Here is an 18,614-nt window from a genome sequence, read left to right on the forward strand (position 1 = left end):
GGGAGACAACGCGCTCATGAGCGATGTACTGGAGCTGGTGGACGTATCAGTGGTCCGCGACGGACGCGCTCTGGTGGACGGCGTCTCCTGGTCGGTCAAGGAAGGCGAGCGCTGGGTCATCCTCGGCCCCAACGGCGCCGGCAAGACCACCTTGCTCAACATCGCCTCCAGCTACCTCTTCCCCACCAGGGGCACCGTCGACGTGCTCGGTGAGCGCCTCGGCGGCGTCGGCACCGACGTCTTCGAGCTGCGCCCCCGCATCGGCATCGCGGGCATCGCCCTCGCCGACAAGCTCCCCCGCCGCCAGACGGTCCTCCAGACGGTGCTCACCGCCGCCTACGGCATGACCGCCACCTGGAACGAGAGCTACGACCAGGTCGACGAGGACCGCGCCCGCGCCTTCCTCGACCGGCTCGGCATGACCGACTACCTCGACCGCAAGTTCGGCACCCTCTCCGAGGGCGAGCGCAAGCGCACCCTGATCGCCCGCGCCATGATGACCGACCCCGAACTGCTCCTCCTGGACGAGCCCGCCGCCGGCCTCGACCTCGGCGGCCGCGAGGACCTCGTCCGCCGCCTCGGCCGGCTGGCCCGCGACCCGTACGCGCCCTCCATGATCATGGTGACCCACCACGTCGAGGAGATCGCCCCCGGCTTCACCCACGTCCTGATGATCCGCCAGGGCAAGGTGCTCGCCGCCGGCCCCATGGAGACCGAGCTGACCTCGCGCAACCTCTCCCGCTGCTTCGGCCTGCCCCTCGTCGTCGAGCACCAGGGCGACCGCTACACCGCCCGCGGCCTGCCGCTCGCCTGACACCCGCCCCCGAAACCCCACCGCCCCGATCGCGCCCTGTCCGTAAGGGCGTTGACGGCCCTACCATGACCATGTGGACATCGACGCGTGGGTGTGGTGGCTGATCGGCGCGGTGGGACTGGGCATTCCGCTCGTCCTGACCGCGATGCCCGAGTTCGGCATGTTCGCCGTGGGGGCGGTCGCCGCCGCGGTCGTGGCGGCCCTCGGCGGCGGAATCGTCGCCCAGGTCCTGGTCTTCGTCATCGTCTCGGTGGCGCTGACCGCCGTCGTCCGGGTGATCGCCGGCCGCCAACGGGCCGACCGCGCACCCCAGCTCGCCACGGGCATCGACGCCCTGAAGGGCCGTCAGGCCGTCGTACTGGAACGCGTGGACGCGTCCGGCGGCCGGATCAAGCTGGCCGGGGAGATCTGGTCGGCGCGCGCCCTCGACGCCGGACTCAGCTTCGAACCCGGCCAACAGGTCGATGTCGTCGACATCGACGGGGCGACGGCCGTCGTCATGTGACCGAACGGCCCCCACGGCAAGGCGTGTTCTGTCAGACTCGATGACGATCATCAACCGAAGGGCACGAGGAAACGATGCAACCGATCATCATCGTCCTGATCATTCTGGTGGTGCTCGTCTTCATCGCCCTGATCAAGACGATCCAGGTCATCCCCCAGGCCAGCGCCGCCATCGTCGAACGGTTCGGCCGCTACACCCGCACGCTCAACGCGGGCCTGAACATCGTCGTCCCGTTCATCGACTCGATCCGCAACCGGATCGACCTCCGTGAGCAGGTCGTGCCCTTCCCGCCGCAGCCCGTCATCACCCAGGACAACCTGGTCGTCAACATCGACACCGTCATCTACTACCAGGTGACCGACGCCAGGGCCGCGACGTACGAGGTCGCCAGCTACATCCAGGCCATCGAGCAGCTCACCGTCACCACGCTCCGCAACATCATCGGCGGCATGGACCTGGAGCGCACCCTCACCTCCCGCGAGGAGATCAACGCCGCCCTGCGCGGAGTCCTCGACGAGGCCACCGGCAAGTGGGGCATCCGCGTCAACCGCGTCGAGCTCAAGGCGATCGAGCCGCCCACCTCCATCCAGGACTCGATGGAGAAGCAGATGCGCGCCGACCGCGACAAGCGCGCCGCCATCCTCCAGGCCGAAGGAACCCGCCAGTCCGCGATCCTCACCGCCGAGGGCGAGAAGCAGTCGGCGATCCTGCGCGCCGAGGGCGAGGCCAAGGCCGCCGCCCTGCGCGCCGAGGGCGAGGCCCAGGCCATCCGTACGGTCTTCGAATCCATCCACGCCGGAGACCCGGACCAGAAGCTCCTCTCGTACCAGTACCTCCAGATGCTGCCGAAGATCGCCGAGGGCGACGCCAACAAGCTCTGGATCGTACCCAGCGAGATCGGCGACGCCCTCAAGGGCCTCAGCGGCGCCTTCGGCAACCTCTCCACCGGCGCACCCGGCTTCAACACCGGCCAGGAACGGCGCGAGCAACCCCCGCTCGACTGACACGCTCCACCCCCGTGCATGATTCGTGCACAAAGCACCGATCATGCACGGGGGAAACACCATGTCAATCTGGGAGATGCTCGCCGTCTTCGCCGCGGGGATCAGCGCCGGAGCCATCAACACCATCGTCGGCTCCGGGACGTTGATCACCTTTCCCGTCCTACTGGCCACCGGTCTGCCCCCGGTCACGGCCACCGTCTCCAACGCACTCGGCCTCATCCCCGGCTCCATCAGCGGCGCCATCGGCTACCGCAAGGAACTCCGGGGCCAGCGCTCCCGCGTCCTCAAGCTCACCACCGGAGCCCTCATCGGCGGCCTCACCGGCGCCACCCTGCTCCTGGCCCTGCCCTCCACGGCCTTCGAGACCATCGTCCCGGTCCTGGTCGCCATGGCCCTCGTCCTGGTCATCCTCCAGCCGCGCATCAGCAAGGCCGTCCAGCGACGGCGCGCCGACAAGGGCGAATCGGCCCACCCGGACGGCGGCCCGCTGCTCTACATCGGCCTGACCCTGGCCAGCGTCTACGGCGGCTACTTCACCGCCGCGCAGGGCATCATCTTCCTCTCCCTCATGGGCATGCTGGTCGACGACACCATGCAGCGCCTGAACGCCGTGAAGAACGTCCTCGCGGCCATCGTCAACGGCATCGCCGCGCTCTTCTTCCTCTTCGTCGCCGACTTCGACTGGACCGCCGTCGCCCTGATCGCGATCGGCTCCGCCCTCGGCGGCCAGATCGGCGCCAAGGTCGGCCGCCGCCTCAGCCCCACCCTGCTGCGCGCCCTCATCGTCACGGTCGGCACGGCCGCCATCGTCCAACTGCTGCTCCGCTGAACGCCCGAAGCCCGTCTCCACGGGGGAGACGGGCTTCGGCCACCTCATCGGGCGTACGCCGGCTACGCGGCGCTGTGCGCCAGCCACTCCGGGAGCGCCGAACGCTCACCGGCCCCCAGGGCCAGCAGCATCGCCTCCGCCGGAGACGGTACGAACGGCTGCCGCAGCAGCGGCATCCCCGCCTGCTCCGGCGTACGGTCCGCTTTGCGGTGGTTGTCCTCGGCGCACGAGGCGACCGTGTTGAGCCAGGTGTCCTGCCCGCCCTGCGCCCTCGGCACGACATGGTCGACGGTGCTCGCCCGCTTCCCGCAGTACGCGCACCGGTGCTGGTCCCGGACCAGGACCCCCCTCCTGGACCACGGGGCCTGTCTTCGGAACGGCACCCGTACGTACCGGCAGAGCCGGATCACCCGGGGCACCGGGATGTCGACATCGGCGCCACGCATGCGGAGGTCGGGGTGCGACTGCTCGACGACGGCCTTGTCCTGAAGGATCAGCACCACCGCACGGTTCAGCGTCACCGTCGACAGTGGTTCGAAGCTCGCGTTCAGCACCAGCGTGTCCCGCATCTCGCCCACCTCCCGTGTGCCGGCCGCCCCCTGGCGGGCCCGGACCCACTCTGGCCGCGCACGCCGTGAGGGACAACGCATTAAAAAAAATGCCCTGCCCTGATCTCTCCAGGACCAGGGCAGGGCAAACGGCGGCGGAAGTTCTGGTACTCAGTCGGTGGCGGCGGGCTCCGCGTACTCACCGATCAACTGGGCCCGGCCCAGGGTGTGGAACCGCAGGTTGAAGCCGACCGCGGCGGGCGAGGTGTCGCCGTCGACGCCGAGCTTCTCGGTGTCCACCGCGTACACCGTGAACACATAGCGGTGGTTCTCCCCGGCCGGCGGGGCGGCCCCGCCGAAATCCTTCGTCCCGGGAAGCTCCGAGGAGGCCCGGGCCTTCAGGCCGGGGATGAACCGGACTCCTGCGAAGCAGGGCGAAAGGCCGCCCACATGATCGGGTACGCTGGTCGGCGTGTGGTGCGAGAACCAAGCTCCGTACGCGTGCTGGTCGAGAACCAAGACGGCACATGCATCGCCAAGCTTTTTCGTGTCGGACCGGGCAGGTTTCGTCCCGGCTGGCGCTGATCGTGGAAGACCTGTCGGGTCGCCGACCCGACAGGCTGCGTGAGCCAGGAATCCCCCGCTTCGGCCGGGGGCGGATTCAAGTCAGCACCTCTCTGTAGGAGAGGCTCCGTCGGACGGCGCGGCGGGAGGATCGATCCCCCCGCGCCCGACCTCCGACCCTAGAGCCAGTTGCGCTGCCCGCCGACCTGCGCCAGCCACTGGTTCAGATATGCCGCCCAGTCGGTCTCGCGGTAGTTGTGCAGACCGACCTTGAAGGCGCGGTACGAGTCGCTGCCCTCGCTGAACAGGCCCGGCTTCTTGTCCATCTCCAGGACGACGTCCATCTCGCGGTCGTCCGCGACGAAGGACAGCTCCACCTGGTTCAGCCCGCGGTACTGCGACGGCGGGATGAACTCGATCTCCTGGTAGAAGGGCAGCTGCTGACGCGTGCCGCGGATGTGGCCGCGCTCCATGTCGGCGCTGCGGAAGCGGAAGCCCAGCTGGCCGAAGGCGTCGAGGATGGCCTCCTGGGCCGGCAGCGGGTGCACGTTGATCGGGTCGAGGTCGCCGGAGTCCACCGCGCGCGCGATCTCCAGTTCGGTGGTCACACCGATGTTCATGCCGTGCAGGTGCTGGCCGGCGAACATGGTGATCGGAGTCTCCCAGGGGATCTCCAGCCCGAACGGCACCACATGCACCGCCCCGGCCCGCACCTCGAAGGCGCCGCCGAGCCGCAGCTTCGTGAACTCGATGTCCTGCTTGTACTCCTGGTCCTGACCCTCGACCTCGACGCGGGCCTGCAGCCCCACGGAGAGCCCCTCGATCTGCTGGTCGACCGATCCGCCCTGGACGCGGATCTCGCCCTGGACGACCCCGCCCGGAACGACGTTGACCTCGCTCAGCTCCGTCTCCACCGAGGCGCCGCCGGCACCCATGCTCGCGAGCAGCCGCTTGAAGCCCATCTTGTTTCCCTCCTAGTTCCTGACCCCTACATACGCGCCACGACCGTACTCGGTTCCCGCTAACCTCGAACCTCATGATCGATGGCCCGGACCGTACGCCGCTCCCGCGGTACTTCTTCGACCGCCCCGTACTGGAGGTGGCACCCGATCTCCTCGGCCGCCACCTAGTACGCAACACCCCGGACGGGCCGCCCGGCCACGCGTGCGTCCACTTCACGTACGGGATGTCGAGGCGGTCAGCGTGAACATCGACTTCCTCGCCCATCCTGCTGAAGAGGTCGCCCCCAGGCTGCTCGGGACCGTCCTCACCTGCAAGACCCCCGAGGGGGTCGTGAGCATCGCCATCACGGAGACCGAGGCGTACTCCGGTACGGCTGATCCGGCCTCCCATGCCTACCGGGGCCGTACCGCCCGCAACGCCACCATGTTCGGGCCCGCGGGGCACCTCTACGTCTACCGCTCCCACGGTCTTCACTGGTGCGCCAACATCGTCACCGGGACGGACGGCATCGCCTCGGGTGTCCTCATCCGGGCAGGCAGAGTCATCAAGGGTGAAGACCTGGCACGCGAGCGGCGAGGGGAGAAGGTCGAGGGCCCACGGCTCGCCCGAGGCCCGGGGAACGTCGGCCAAGCACTCGGCATCACGGCGGAACACAACGGCGCAGACCTCCTGGCAGGTACCTCTGTCGCGTTGTCCGAAGGCGAGCCGGTACCTACCGCACTCATCCGGGTCGGTCCTCGGGTGGGAGTGAGCAAGGCCCACGACTGGCAGCACCGGTTCTACCTCGCCGGTGATCCAACGGTCTCGGCGTACCGATTGAGCCCGAGAGCCAAGCTCTCCGACCGAGCATGAACAGAACGCAGGCAAGGGACCCGGCTCGACCCGATCGGATCTCAGGATGTCCGGAACGTGATCCGGCAGTGCTCGCTCTGGAAGCCCCGGGTTCCTCGCCCGCGCGGCAACAGTTCGACTCGCTCGCAGACCCGCATGACGACGGTCCGCACGTGGTCGATGCGGTCGGGGTCCTCGTAGTCCAGTTCCTCCCACAAGTACTCGACGTCGCCCAGGTCGACACGCACCCGCTGTGATGCCAGGACTGCCAGCTCGGACCGGATCTTGGTCAGGTCGGCGTCGCACCTGCCGATGCCCGTCCGCAAGGTCGACGCGTCGATGTCTCCTACGGCGAACATCTCCGCCAATGCGGTGCGCCTCTCGGATGTAGCCGTCTCCTCGGCCAGCAGCTCGGCCTCGCGCTTCTCGTCGGCGGCATGCGTGGCCGGTGCAGCGTTCCACTCCTCGGCCCTGTCGATGACCTTCCTGACGACGAAGGAGTCGAGGGGGTCCGCAGGGCAGGTGATGCACCGGCCACCTGAGCAGGTGTAGATGCGGTACCGCTCTCCGGCCGCGTTCTTCTTGCTCCACCCTTGAGTGACGGCGGCTTGACACTTCGAGCAGCGGGCCACGCCGGACAGCAGCGCCTTACGTCTGCCGCCACCGCCCGTGTTGCGCTCGGGGTCGCTCAGGTGGCGAACCAGCGCCCGGAACATGGCCTTGGAGACGATTGCCTCCCAGTTGCCCGCGCCGGTCTCCTCGGTCCGCCGCACGCGCGTACCGTCCGGCTTCTCGACCCACTGTGAGTATGTCTGGATTCCCGCGTTCCTCGGCTTCAAGAGGACCATCCGAAGGTTCGAGCTGCGCCACTCCTTGCCGTGCGGCGAGAGCAGCCCACGCGTGTTCCAGTCCTTCGCGATGGACCAGAGGGTGACGCCGGCCAGGACATCCCGGTACGCCTGCCGCAGGGCCTCCGCCTCTGCTCCCCGGTGCCTGCCGTCCCGCTCGAAGCCGAAGGGGCGAGTACTCCAGAAGGGCCTCCCCGACTCCCTGCGCCGTTGATGTCCGAGTACCTGACGCTCGACTCGCATCTCTGTCTCGTTGCGAGCCACCACAGCGGCGATGCGAGCGGCCAGACGGCCGGACGGGGCGGACAGGTCGAGCACTCCGTGTGCCTGTGCGGCCGCCAGAGTGACGCCGGTCACCTCCGCCAGGTCCACCAGATCCTCCAGGTCCCAGGGCGTGCGGTACATACGGTCGTAGTGACGGGACACGATGGCGTCGGCCTTGCCGTCCTCCACCAGAGCCTTCACGCGTTCCCACTCCGCGCTCCGCTTGGCTCCCCGCTTCGTCGAAGCCGACGTGTCCTTCTCGACGATCGTGGCTACGACCGACCAGCCCTTCCGGTCGCACAGCGCCTGACTCAGCTCGACCTGTTGTGTCAGATTCCCACCCTTGGATTCCTCGCCCCTCGGGGTGGGGCTGAGCCTGGCGTAGATGATCGCTCGCACTGCTCGTCTCCTGCTTGCCGTCGCTTGCGGATGATGCAGAACCAACGACATGCATGCCTGGTGAGTCACCTATGAAATGTGGCACTGCATGAACCTGGTGTGCGGGCCCGAGGGCCGGGCGAGCGGGGTCCTGCTGCGGGCCGGCGAGATCGTGGTGGGCGCCGAGCTGACCCGCAAACGTCGAGTTTCGGCCCGTAATGACAGAGAACTGGCCAAAGGCCCGGCGCGCCTGGCGACCGCCCTGGACATCGGCCGGCCGCTGAACGGCACCGACGCCATCGCCCACGAGGGCGCCGAGCTCTACGTACTGCACGGTGCCCCGCCGCCCCGTGACCAGGTGCGGAACGGGCCGCGCACGGGAGTGGGCGGCGACGGGGCGGTGCACCCCTGGCGGTACTGGATCGACGGCGACCCCACGGTGAGCCCGTACCGCGCCCATGTGCCCCGCCGCAGGTGAACTTGACTCGCCCCCTGGGGGACACCTAATGTTGTCCGAGTCGCTTGACACGGGTACAGCTGTTGGTTCGGTCCATCGGATCGCACACCGCGCAGACCCGGAAGCGGCCAACCACTACCTACGACTCACCCCAGAGGGTGCGAGTTTCGGCATGCCGGAATTCGGCCCCACTGACTCGATTATGAGTAACTGGGAGAATCCGCTAAAGTAGTGGACACGCCGAAAGGGGAAAGCGCGAAAGCGAAGACCTGGAAAGCGGAAAAATGATTGACCCGCTTCGGCCGGGAATCGGACACGAAAGAGTCTGATAGAGTCGGAAACGCAAGACCGAAGGGAAGCGCCCGGAGGAAAGCCCCAGAAAGTGTTCTGCGGGTGAGTACAAAGGAAGCGTCCGTTCCTTGAGAACTCAACAGCGTGCCAAAAGTCAACGCCAGATATGTTGATACCCCGGCCTGCTACGGCAGGTTGGAGGTTCCTTTGAAAGTCCTGTGCGATCCCTTGTGGATCGGGCAGGCAAAAAACACAGCGAGGACGCAGTGGACGACGGGTCATATTCCGACCCGGTTCGTTCCGCTCTCGTGATGTGTGGTCCCGATTACGGGAAAACATTCACGGAGAGTTTGATCCTGGCTCAGGACGAACGCTGGCGGCGTGCTTAACACATGCAAGTCGAACGATGAAGCCCTTCGGGGTGGATTAGTGGCGAACGGGTGAGTAACACGTGGGCAATCTGCCCTTCACTCTGGGACAAGCCCTGGAAACGGGGTCTAATACCGGATACCACTTTCTCCCTCCTGGGAGAAGGTTGAAAGCTCCGGCGGTGAAGGATGAGCCCGCGGCCTATCAGCTAGTTGGTGGGGTAATGGCCTACCAAGGCGACGACGGGTAGCCGGCCTGAGAGGGCGACCGGCCACACTGGGACTGAGACACGGCCCAGACTCCTACGGGAGGCAGCAGTGGGGAATATTGCACAATGGGCGAAAGCCTGATGCAGCGACGCCGCGTGAGGGATGACGGCCTTCGGGTTGTAAACCTCTTTCAGCAGGGAAGAAGCGAAAGTGACGGTACCTGCAGAAGAAGCGCCGGCTAACTACGTGCCAGCAGCCGCGGTAATACGTAGGGCGCAAGCGTTGTCCGGAATTATTGGGCGTAAAGAGCTCGTAGGCGGCTTGTCGCGTCGGTTGTGAAAGCCCGGAGCTTAACTCCGGGTCTGCAGTCGATACGGGCAGGCTAGAGTGTGGTAGGGGAGATCGGAATTCCTGGTGTAGCGGTGAAATGCGCAGATATCAGGAGGAACACCGGTGGCGAAGGCGGATCTCTGGGCCATTACTGACGCTGAGGAGCGAAAGCGTGGGGAGCGAACAGGATTAGATACCCTGGTAGTCCACGCCGTAAACGTTGGGAACTAGGTGTTGGCGACATTCCACGTCGTCGGTGCCGCAGCTAACGCATTAAGTTCCCCGCCTGGGGAGTACGGCCGCAAGGCTAAAACTCAAAGGAATTGACGGGGGCCCGCACAAGCAGCGGAGCATGTGGCTTAATTCGACGCAACGCGAAGAACCTTACCAAGGCTTGACATACACCGGAAAGCATCAGAGATGGTGCCCCCCTTGTGGTCGGTGTACAGGTGGTGCATGGCTGTCGTCAGCTCGTGTCGTGAGATGTTGGGTTAAGTCCCGCAACGAGCGCAACCCTTGTTCTGTGTTGCCAGCATGCCCTTCGGGGTGATGGGGACTCACAGGAGACTGCCGGGGTCAACTCGGAGGAAGGTGGGGACGACGTCAAGTCATCATGCCCCTTATGTCTTGGGCTGCACACGTGCTACAATGGCCGGTACAATGAGCTGCGATGCCGTGAGGCGGAGCGAATCTCAAAAAGCCGGTCTCAGTTCGGATTGGGGTCTGCAACTCGACCCCATGAAGTCGGAGTTGCTAGTAATCGCAGATCAGCATTGCTGCGGTGAATACGTTCCCGGGCCTTGTACACACCGCCCGTCACGTCACGAAAGTCGGTAACACCCGAAGCCGGTGGCCCAACCCCTTGTGGGAGGGAGCTGTCGAAGGTGGGACTGGCGATTGGGACGAAGTCGTAACAAGGTAGCCGTACCGGAAGGTGCGGCTGGATCACCTCCTTTCTAAGGAGCATCTAGATTCCGCAAGGAATCCAGAGCCACTACGTCGGCAAACGTCCGACGGTGGTCAGCTCATGGGTGGAACGTTGACTACTCGGCACGGCACATGAGTCTTCACCAGTACTGCTCCTCGGAGCGTGGAACGTGGGGGTGAGTGGGTCGGGTCGGGCACGCTGTTGGGTATCTGAAGGTACGGGCTCGTTTGAGTCTGTCCTTCGGTTGCCGGCCCCAGTGAACTTGTTCTTCGGAGCAGGGTGGTGGGTGGCTGGTCGTTGTTTGAGAACTGCACAGTGGACGCGAGCATCTGTGGCCAAGTTTTTAAGGGCGCACGGTGGATGCCTTGGCACCAGGAACCGATGAAGGACGTGGGAGGCCGCGATAGGCCCCGGGGAGCTGTCAACCGAGCTTTGATCCGGGGGTGTCCGAATGGGGAAACCCGGCAGTCGTCATGGGCTGTCACCCGCTGCTGAACACATAGGCAGTGTGGAGGGAACGCGGGGAAGTGAAACATCTCAGTACCCGCAGGAAGAGAAAACAACCGTGATTCCGGGAGTAGTGGCGAGCGAAACTGGATCAGGCCAAACCGTATGTGTGTGATACCCGGCAGGGGTTGCGCATGCGGGGTTGTGGGATCTCTCTTTCACGGTCTGCCGGCTGTGAGACGAGTCAGAAACCGTTGGTGTAGGCGAAGGACATGCGAAAGGTCCGGCGTAGAGGGTAAGACCCCCGTAGCTGAAACATCAGCGGCTTGTTTGAGAGACACCCAAGTAGCACGGGGCCCGAGAAATCCCGTGTGAATCTGGCGGGACCACCCGTTAAGCCTAAATATTCCCTGGTGACCGATAGCGGATAGTACCGTGAGGGAATGGTGAAAAGTACCGCGGGAGCGGAGTGAAATAGTACCTGAAACCGTGTGCCTACAAGCCGTGGGAGCGTCGCGCATCGAGCTTGCTCGGTGCGTCGTGACTGCGTGCCTTTTGAAGAATGAGCCTGCGAGTTAGCGGTGTGTAGCGAGGTTAACCCGTGTGGGGAAGCCGTAGCGAAAGCGAGTCCGAACAGGGCGATTTGAGTTGCACGCTCTAGACCCGAAGCGGAGTGATCTAGCCATGGGCAGGTTGAAGCGGAGGTAAGACTTCGTGGAGGACCGAACCCACCAGGGTTGAAAACCTGGGGGATGACCTGTGGTTAGGGGTGAAAGGCCAATCAAACTCCGTGATAGCTGGTTCTCCCCGAAATGCATTTAGGTGCAGCGTCGTGTGTTTCTTGCCGGAGGTAGAGCACTGGATAGGCGATGGGCCCTACCGGGTTACTGACCTTAGCCAAACTCCGAATGCCGGTAAGTGAGAGCGCGGCAGTGAGACTGTGGGGGATAAGCTCCATGGTCGAGAGGGAAACAGCCCAGAGCATCGACTAAGGCCCCTAAGCGTACGCTAAGTGGGAAAGGATGTGGAGTCGCAGAGACAACCAGGAGGTTGGCTTAGAAGCAGCCACCCTTGAAAGAGTGCGTAATAGCTCACTGGTCAAGTGATTCCGCGCCGACAATGTAGCGGGGCTCAAGCGTACCGCCGAAGTCGTGTCATTCCAGCATCAGGGCCAACGCCTGCTGGGATGGGTAGGGGAGCGTCGTGTGCCGGGTGAAGCAGCCGTGGAAGCGAGTTGTGGACGGTTCACGAGTGAGAATGCAGGCATGAGTAGCGATACACACGTGAGAAACGTGTGCGCCGATTGACTAAGGGTTCCTGGGTCAAGCTGATCTGCCCAGGGTAAGTCGGGACCTAAGGCGAGGCCGACAGGCGTAGTCGATGGACAACCGGTTGATATTCCGGTACCCGCTTTGAAACGCCCAGTACTGAATCAGGCGATGCTAAGTCCGTGAAGCCGGCCCGATCTCTTCGGAGTTGAGGGTAGTGGTGGAGCCGATGAACCAGACTTGTAGTAGGTAAGCGATGGGGTGACGCAGGAAGGTAGTCCAGCCCAGGCGGTGGTTGTCCTGGGGTAAGGGTGTAGGACGCACGGTAGGCAAATCCGTCGTGCATATAAGTCTGAGACCTGATGCCGAGCCGATTGTGGTGAAGTGGATGATCCTATGCTGTCGAGAAAAGCCTCTAGCGAGTTTCATGGCGGCCCGTACCCTAAACCGACTCAGGTGGTCAGGTAGAGAATACCGAGGCGTTCGGGTGAACTATGGTTAAGGAACTCGGCAAAATGCCCCCGTAACTTCGGGAGAAGGGGGGCCATTCCTGGTGATCCGATTTACTTGGTGAGCTGGGGGTGGCCGCAGAGACCAGCGAGAAGCGACTGTTTACTAAAAACACAGGTCCGTGCGAAGCCGTAAGGCGATGTATACGGACTGACGCCTGCCCGGTGCTGGAACGTTAAGGGGACCGGTTAGCTGCTCTTCGGGGTGGCGAAGCTGAGAACTTAAGCGCCAGTAAACGGCGGTGGTAACTATAACCATCCTAAGGTAGCGAAATTCCTTGTCGGGTAAGTTCCGACCTGCACGAATGGCGTAACGACTTCTCGACTGTCTCAACCATAGGCCCGGTGAAATTGCACTACGAGTAAAGATGCTCGTTTCGCGCAGCAGGACGGAAAGACCCCGGGACCTTTACTATAGTTTGATATTGGTGTTCGGTTCGGCTTGTGTAGGATAGGTGGGAGACTTTGAAGCGGCCACGCCAGTGGTTGTGGAGTCGTCGTTGAAATACCACTCTGGTCGTGCTGGATGTCTAACCTGGGTCCGTGATCCGGATCAGGGACAGTGTCTGATGGGTAGTTTAACTGGGGCGGTTGCCTCCTAAAGGGTAACGGAGGCGCCCAAAGGTTCCCTCAGCCTGGTTGGCAATCAGGTGTTGAGTGTAAGTGCACAAGGGAGCTTGACTGTGAGACCGACGGGTCGAGCAGGGACGAAAGTCGGGACTAGTGATCCGGCAGTGGCTTGTGGAAGCGCTGTCGCTCAACGGATAAAAGGTACCCCGGGGATAACAGGCTGATCTTCCCCAAGAGTCCATATCGACGGGATGGTTTGGCACCTCGATGTCGGCTCGTCGCATCCTGGGGCTGGAGTCGGTCCCAAGGGTTGGGCTGTTCGCCCATTAAAGCGGTACGCGAGCTGGGTTTAGAACGTCGTGAGACAGTTCGGTCCCTATCCGCTGTGCGCGTAGGAATATTGAGAAGGGCTGTCCCTAGTACGAGAGGACCGGGACGGACGAACCTCTGGTGTGCCAGTTGTTCTGCCAAGGGCATGGCTGGTTGGCTACGTTCGGAAAGGATAACCGCTGAAAGCATCTAAGCGGGAAGCCTGCTTCAAGATGAGTATTCCCACCAACTTGATTGGTTAAGGCTCCCAGTAGACGACTGGGTTGATAGGCCAGATGTGGAAGCCCGGTAACGGGTGGAGCTGACTGGTACTAATAGGCCGAGGGCTTGTCCTCAGTTGCTCGCGTCCACTGTGTTGTTCCCAGGCCACGAACAGTCGTGCTGGTTGAACAACGTCATTCACTTAACTAAAAAGTGTGCTTGTTCGCTAAGTGCCGATACTCCGCCTTGTCGCGGAGTGGCCGATAGTGTTTCGGTGGTCATTGCGTTAGGGAAACGCCCGGTTACATTCCGAACCCGGAAGCTAAGCCTTTCAGCGCCGATGGTACTGCAGGGGGGACCTTGTGGGAGAGTAGGACGCCGCCGAACAATTTTTGAAGGACCCTTGGTCCCAGCGTTCAGCGCTGGGACCAAGGGTCCTTTTGTTTTGCCCGAAGCGCGTCGGTTGACCGGCTGCGCGAGAATGTCTGTAGTACCCCGATGACAGGAGCCACACCCATGTCCACCAACTCTCCCGACGATCGTTCGGAGCGCGAGCCGCGTCGACGGGACGGCGGTGACCGGGGCGGCTTCGGCGGCGGCCGTGACGACCGTTCGCGCGGTCCGCGCCGGGACAACGACCGCGGTGGATACCGCCGTGACGACAGCCGGCCGACGGGTGGCGGCTTCCGCCGCGACGACCGGGACCGCGACGACCGCGGTCCGCGTCGGGACGACAACCGGGGTGGCAACTCCGGCGGCGGCTTCCGCCGTGATGACCGGGGCGGTAGCTCCGGTGGTGGGTTCCGTCGTGACGATCGTGGTGGCGGCTATGACAACCGTGGTGGCGGTTTCCGCCGCGACGACCGCGCCCCGCGCCGCGATGACGACCGGGGCGGTCGGCCGGGCGGCTATGACCGTCGTGACGATCGTCGTGATGACCGGCCGCGTGGTCCGCGTCGGGACGACGACAACCGTGGCGGCGGCTTCCGTCGCGACGACCGCCCCTCCGGCGGCGGGTTCCGTCGCGACGATCGAGGCGGCAACTCCGGCGGTGGCTTCCGCCGTGATGACCGGGGTGGCGGCTACGACAACCGTGGTGGCGGGTTCCGCCGCGACGACCGCGCGCCCCGTCGCGATGACGACCGGGGCGGCCGCCCCGGTGGCTACGACCGTCGTGATGACCGGCCGCGTGGTCCGCGTCGGGACGACGACAACCGTGGCGGCGGCTTCCGTCGCGACGACCGCCCCTCCAGCGGTGGTTTCCGCCGCGACGACCGGGGCGGCAACTTCGGCGGAGGCTTCCGCCGTGACGACCGTGCCCCGCGTCGCGACGACGATCGGGGCGGGCGCCCCGGCGGGTTCGACCGCCGCGACGACCGGCGTGACGACAGCCGTGGTGGTTCGTACGGCGGTGGCTTCCGCCGTGACGACCGCGACCGGGACCGCGACCGTGGCCCGCGTCGCGACGACGACCGCGGTGGCCGCTCCGGCGGCTACGGCTACGACCGGCGCGACGACCGTCGTGATGACCGGCCGCGTGGTCCGCGTCGGGACGACGACAACCGTGGCGGCGGCTTCCGTCGCGACGACCGCCCCTCCGGCGGCGGGTTCCGCCGCGACGATCGAGGCGGCAACTCCGGCGGCGGCTTCCGCCGTGACGACAACCGGGGCGGCGGCTACCGCGGCCAGCGGGACGATCGCGACCGGGGCGGCTACCGGGGCCGGGACGACCGGGGTGGCCGGCCGGGCGGCTACGACCGTCGCGACGACCGCGACCGCGAGCCCATCAAGCGGCTGCCCATCCCCGACGACGTCACCGGCCACGAGATCGACCAGGACGTCCGCCAGGAACTGCAGAGCCTGCCCAAGACGCTGGCCGAGGACGTGGCGCGCAACCTCGTCATGGTGGCCCGGCTCATCGACGAGGAGCCCGAGGAGGCGTACGGGTACTCGCGCGTGGCCCTGCGGCTCGCCTCGCGTGTCGCCGCCGTCCGCGAGGCCGCCGGTTTCGCCGCCTACGCGACCCAGCGGTACGCGGAGGCGCTGGCCGAGTTCCGGGCGTCCCGGCGGATGACCGGCTCCGTGGAGCTGTGGCCCGTCATGGCGGACTGCGAGCGCGGTCTGGGCCGGCCCGAGAAGGCCCTGGCCATGGCCGGTGAGCCCGAGGTGCAGAAGCTGGACAAGGCCGGACAGGTCGAGATGCGTCTCGTGGCCGCCGGCGCCCGGCGCGACATGGGGCAGCTCGACGCCGCCATCGTCACGCTCCAGAGCCCCGAGCTGGCATCGAGCGCCGTGCACGCCTGGACGCCGCGCCTGCGGTACGCGTACGCCGACGCTCTGCTCGAAGCGGGCCGCGAGGACGAGGCCCGCGAGTGGTTCGGCAAGGCGCTGGAGTCCGACAAGGACGGCTCCACCGACGCCTCGGACCGCCTCGCCGAGCTGGACGGGGTCGAATTCGTCGACGCCCTGGACGAGCATGGCGACGAGCAGCACGACCGCGGCGACCGCGTGCCCGCCGCCGACGAGCACGGCGACGAGCCCGCCGACGAGCGGGACGAGGACCGTGACGTCGCCGCGCCCGCCGACGAGGACGGCCCGGCCAAGGCGTAACGTGCGTAGCGCATGAGAAGAGGGCGGCACCCGCGACGGGTGCCGCCCTCTTCCGCGTTACGGGCGAGCGCTCAGCCGAGGTCCAGGCTGCGCAGCACCAGGCCGGTGGCGGGCTTCGGGCCGAAGGACGTCGACTTGCGGGGCATCGTGACCCCCTGCCGGGCCAGGTCCCGGACCAGCTCCTCGCGCACCGGATGCATCAGCACCGCCGTGGAGCCGCGCCGCTCGGCCTGCTCCACGGCCGCCGCCGTGTCGTGGATGTACGCGATGTGCGCCGGGTCGTCCGGGATGCGCCAGACCCGGTCGAGCAGCGCCGCGTGCAGCACCGTCGCGTCCAGGGTCCGCCAGGCCGCCGGCCGGTCCGCCGGAACCGCGCGGGCGAGCAGCGCCGGGTCGGGCCGGTCCACCAGATGGAAGCCGCCGTCGCCCGCGAGGAGATACGCGTTGCCCTCGTCGGCCGCGCCGGCCAGCGCCTCCAGGGCGCGGGGGAGCGGCCCCGGCACCTCGCGCACCCGGAACAGGCCGGACAGCGCGGCCACCGCGTCGGCGACCGGCAGGCCGTGCAGCAGCCGGTGGATGGCGCGTACCCGGAGCGGGTAGCGGGCGGTGTCCACCAGCAGGACCAGGCCGTAGTCCCAGGGGCCGGGGTCCGTGTGCTCCTCCTGGAGCCGCAGATAGGTGGCCCAGCGGTGGTGGCCGTCCGCGATCAGGGCCTGATGCCGGATCAGGTCCGCCTGGATCTCCGCGCGTTGACCGGCGTCGGTGACCGCCCACAGCCGGTGGCGGAAGCCGTCCTCGGTGGTCGTGGCGAGCAGCGGCGGACGGTCGACGGTCCGCTCGATGACGGCGGTCGCGCCCGTGGCGGCGTCCTCGTCGCCCCGGTAGGTCAGCAGCAGCGGTTCCAGATGGGCGGCCGTGGCGCGCATCAGGTCGGCCCGGTCCTCGACGACGTGCGCCATGACGTCCTCGTGCGGGAGCACGACGCCCGCGTCCGGCCCGGAGAGCGCGAGGGCGCCGACGACGCCCCGCTGGAGGATGCCGTCGCCGCGCTGCTCGTACACGTACAGGGAGGGTTCCGCGTCCGGTGCGAGCACGCCCTCCGCGAGCCAGTCGCGCAGGGTCGCGGCTGCCTGGGCGTTGCGGGCGGCGACCGTGTCGGCCTGGGGCAGGATCAGACGGACGATGTTGTACGGGTCCGCCGACTCCAGATGCAGCAGCCCGTCCGGGCGGACGACCACGTCGTACGGCGGCGAGGTCACCGCGGCGAGGCTGCCGACCCGTTCGGGGACGTAACGCAGTCCGCGGAACGGAATCAGACGCAGTCCCCGGTCCGTGGTGCCTCGTGTATTCATCCACGCATCGTATGTGGGGTACGGGGATGCGCGATGATCGGGGGAGAGGCAGCCGATGAGGAGCGCGGAACATGAGCGGGACGAGCAGGACCAGGCCGAGCGGCAGCGGCACGCCGTTGAACGAGGCGTACGACACGGCGCTGCTCGACCTCGACGGTGTCGTGTACGCGGGCGGGCTGGCGATCGACCACGCCGTGGCGGCGCTCGGCACGGCGCGGGACGGCGGGATGCATCTGGCGTACGTCACCAACAACGCGCTGCGCACCCCGGACGCCGTGGCCCGGCATCTGACCGAGCTGGGCGTACCGGCCGCGCCGACCGACGTGATCACCTCGGCGCAGGCCGTGGCCCGGCTGGTCGCCGACCAACTGCCCGCCGGGGCGCGGGTGCTGGTGGTCGGCGGGGAGGGGCTGCACGTCGCGCTGCGCGAACGCGGCCTGGTTCCGGTCGAGTCGGCGGAGGACGATCCGGTCGCCGTGGTGCAGGGGTACGGCGGTCCTGATCTCGCGTGGGGCCGGTTCGCGGAGGCCTCGTACGCGATCAATCGCGGCCTGCCGTGGTTCGCGTCCAACACCGACCGGACGATTCCGGGCGCGCGGGGCATCGCGCCGGGCAACGGGGCGGCCGTGGAGGTCGTCCGGATCGCGACCGGCGCCGAACCCCGGGTCGCCGGGAAGCCGTTGCCGCCGATGCACCGCGAGACCGTGCTGCGCACCGGGGCCCGGCGGCCGCTGGTGGTCGGCGACCGGCTCGACACGGACATCGAGGGGGCGTTCAACGGCGGCGTCGACTCGCTGCTGGTGCTGACCGGGGTGACGGACGCGGCGCAGCTGGTGGCGGCCGTGCCCGAGCACCGGCCCACGTACATCGACGCGGATCTGCGCGGGCTGCTCACCGGACAGCCCGAGGTGACGGCGGACGGCGAGGGCTTCGGCTGCGGCGGCTGGACGGCCCGCGCGCGCGACGGGCGGCTGGTGCTGGAAGGCGAGGGCGGGGCGCTCGACGGGCTGCGCGCGCTGTGCGCGGCGGCCTGGTCACATGCCGGGGACGGGCCATGCGGGCTGGACGCGGAGAAGGCCGTGGCCCGGCTGGGGCTGTAGACGGCGACTCGCATGCGGACCCGGGCCGGAGGAAATGGGGGTTGGGTAGGCTAACCTAACCTTGTGTTGGTTGAAAGTCCCCCGGATACCCGTTC

Annotated in this window: 11 protein-coding genes, 3 rRNA genes and 3 pseudogenes; 12 read left to right on the top strand and 5 right to left on the bottom strand. The window is 66.5% G+C overall.

The features are described from left to right. The first annotated feature begins 16 nt into the window (after positions 1–16). From DNK56_RS11690 to DNK56_RS11705, 4 genes are all read left to right on the top strand, one after another. Positions 17–814, top strand: a complete 798-nt coding sequence (locus tag DNK56_RS11690) for an ABC transporter ATP-binding protein (RefSeq protein ID WP_111333282.1) — start codon at positions 17–19, stop codon at positions 812–814. A gap of 73 nt (positions 815–887) precedes the next feature. Beyond that, a complete protein-coding gene (locus tag DNK56_RS11695) occupies positions 888–1,319 on the top strand; it encodes an NfeD family protein (RefSeq protein ID WP_111333284.1) in 432 nt (143 codons plus the stop codon). A gap of 74 nt (positions 1,320–1,393) precedes the next feature. Next, entirely contained in the window at positions 1,394–2,323 is a 930-nt protein-coding gene (locus tag DNK56_RS11700; protein WP_111333286.1) for an SPFH domain-containing protein, read from the top strand. Between the two features lie 61 nt (positions 2,324–2,384). Next, complete coding sequence (locus tag DNK56_RS11705) at positions 2,385–3,152, top strand: sulfite exporter TauE/SafE family protein (protein WP_111333288.1); 768 nt, start codon at positions 2,385–2,387, stop codon at positions 3,150–3,152. 62 nt (positions 3,153–3,214) lie between these two features. Here the strand turns inward: DNK56_RS11705 and DNK56_RS11710 are convergent, their stop codons facing one another. From DNK56_RS11710 to DNK56_RS11720, 3 genes and pseudogenes are all read right to left on the bottom strand, one after another. After that, positions 3,215–3,721 (bottom strand): HNH endonuclease, encoded by a 507-nt coding sequence (locus DNK56_RS11710; RefSeq protein ID WP_111333290.1) that lies wholly within the window; start codon positions 3,719–3,721, stop codon positions 3,215–3,217. A 150-nt stretch (positions 3,722–3,871) separates the two neighbouring features. Then, a pseudogene (locus DNK56_RS35900) lies at positions 3,872–4,279 on the bottom strand (hypothetical protein); the annotation flags it as partial. A gap of 164 nt (positions 4,280–4,443) precedes the next feature. Further along, entirely contained in the window at positions 4,444–5,226 is a 783-nt protein-coding gene (locus DNK56_RS11720; protein ID WP_111333292.1) for a sporulation protein, read from the bottom strand. A 74-nt stretch (positions 5,227–5,300) separates the two neighbouring features. Between DNK56_RS11720 and DNK56_RS35905 the strand changes: the two are divergent. Both DNK56_RS35905 and DNK56_RS11730 read left to right on the top strand, forming a co-directional pair. Then, positions 5,301–5,417 (top strand): annotated as a pseudogene (locus tag DNK56_RS35905) (DNA-3-methyladenine glycosylase); the annotation flags it as partial. Positions 5,418–5,467: 50 nt separating this feature from the next. Further along, positions 5,468–6,079 (top strand): DNA-3-methyladenine glycosylase, encoded by a 612-nt coding sequence (locus tag DNK56_RS11730; RefSeq protein WP_111333297.1) that lies wholly within the window; start codon positions 5,468–5,470, stop codon positions 6,077–6,079. A gap of 41 nt (positions 6,080–6,120) precedes the next feature. Here DNK56_RS11730 and DNK56_RS11735 read toward each other — a convergent pair whose 3' ends face one another. After that, positions 6,121–7,569, bottom strand: a complete 1,449-nt coding sequence (locus DNK56_RS11735) for a recombinase family protein (protein ID WP_111333299.1) — start codon at positions 7,567–7,569, stop codon at positions 6,121–6,123. Positions 7,570–7,636: 67 nt separating this feature from the next. Between DNK56_RS11735 and DNK56_RS11740 the strand changes: the two are divergent. The 5 genes and pseudogenes from DNK56_RS11740 to DNK56_RS35325 form a co-directional block, all read left to right on the top strand. Beyond that, positions 7,637–8,026, top strand: a pseudogene (locus DNK56_RS11740) (DNA-3-methyladenine glycosylase); the annotation flags it as partial. Positions 8,027–8,634: 608 nt separating this feature from the next. Continuing rightward, positions 8,635–10,160: ribosomal RNA gene (locus tag DNK56_RS11745) — 16S ribosomal RNA — on the top strand. A gap of 305 nt (positions 10,161–10,465) precedes the next feature. After that, positions 10,466–13,591, top strand: a 23S ribosomal RNA gene (locus DNK56_RS11750). Positions 13,592–13,727: 136 nt separating this feature from the next. Beyond that, positions 13,728–13,844: ribosomal RNA gene (gene rrf / locus DNK56_RS11755) — 5S ribosomal RNA — on the top strand. The 16S, 23S and 5S rRNA genes sit together here, the layout of an rRNA operon. A gap of 1,407 nt (positions 13,845–15,251) precedes the next feature. Continuing rightward, positions 15,252–16,067, top strand: a complete 816-nt coding sequence (locus tag DNK56_RS35325; RefSeq protein ID WP_199563845.1) for a tetratricopeptide repeat protein — start codon at positions 15,252–15,254, stop codon at positions 16,065–16,067. A gap of 71 nt (positions 16,068–16,138) precedes the next feature. On the opposite strand, the gene DNK56_RS11765 is transcribed toward DNK56_RS35325, so the two are convergent. Further along, positions 16,139–17,419, bottom strand: coding sequence for a DUF1015 family protein (locus DNK56_RS11765; protein WP_111333303.1), 1,281 nt, complete (start codon positions 17,417–17,419; stop codon positions 16,139–16,141). 71 nt (positions 17,420–17,490) lie between these two features. Between DNK56_RS11765 and DNK56_RS11770 the strand changes: the two genes are divergently transcribed. After that, a complete protein-coding gene (locus tag DNK56_RS11770) occupies positions 17,491–18,519 on the top strand; it encodes an HAD hydrolase-like protein (RefSeq protein WP_111333305.1) in 1,029 nt (342 codons plus the stop codon). Positions 18,520–18,614 lie beyond the last annotated feature (95 nt).

Origin of the sequence: Streptomyces sp. AC1-42W (genome assembly GCF_003248355.1) — a bacterium.
Taxonomy (GTDB): domain Bacteria; phylum Actinomycetota; class Actinomycetes; order Streptomycetales; family Streptomycetaceae; genus Streptomyces.

Coding starts and splice junctions, on each gene's coding strand:
- DNK56_RS11690 (WP_111333282.1), top strand. CDS start 17: ATGAGCGATGTACTGGAGCTGGTGGACGTATCAGTGGTCCGCGACGGA.
- DNK56_RS11700 (WP_111333286.1), top strand. CDS start 1,394: ATGCAACCGATCATCATCGTCCTGATCATTCTGGTGGTGCTCGTCTTC.
- DNK56_RS11705 (WP_111333288.1), top strand. CDS start 2,385: ATGTCAATCTGGGAGATGCTCGCCGTCTTCGCCGCGGGGATCAGCGCC.
- DNK56_RS11710 (WP_111333290.1), bottom strand. CDS start 3,721: ATGCGGGACACGCTGGTGCTGAACGCGAGCTTCGAACCACTGTCGACG.
- DNK56_RS11720 (WP_111333292.1), bottom strand. CDS start 5,226: ATGGGCTTCAAGCGGCTGCTCGCGAGCATGGGTGCCGGCGGCGCCTCG.
- DNK56_RS11765 (WP_111333303.1), bottom strand. CDS start 17,419: ATGAATACACGAGGCACCACGGACCGGGGACTGCGTCTGATTCCGTTC.
- DNK56_RS11770 (WP_111333305.1), top strand. CDS start 17,491: ATGAGCGGGACGAGCAGGACCAGGCCGAGCGGCAGCGGCACGCCGTTG.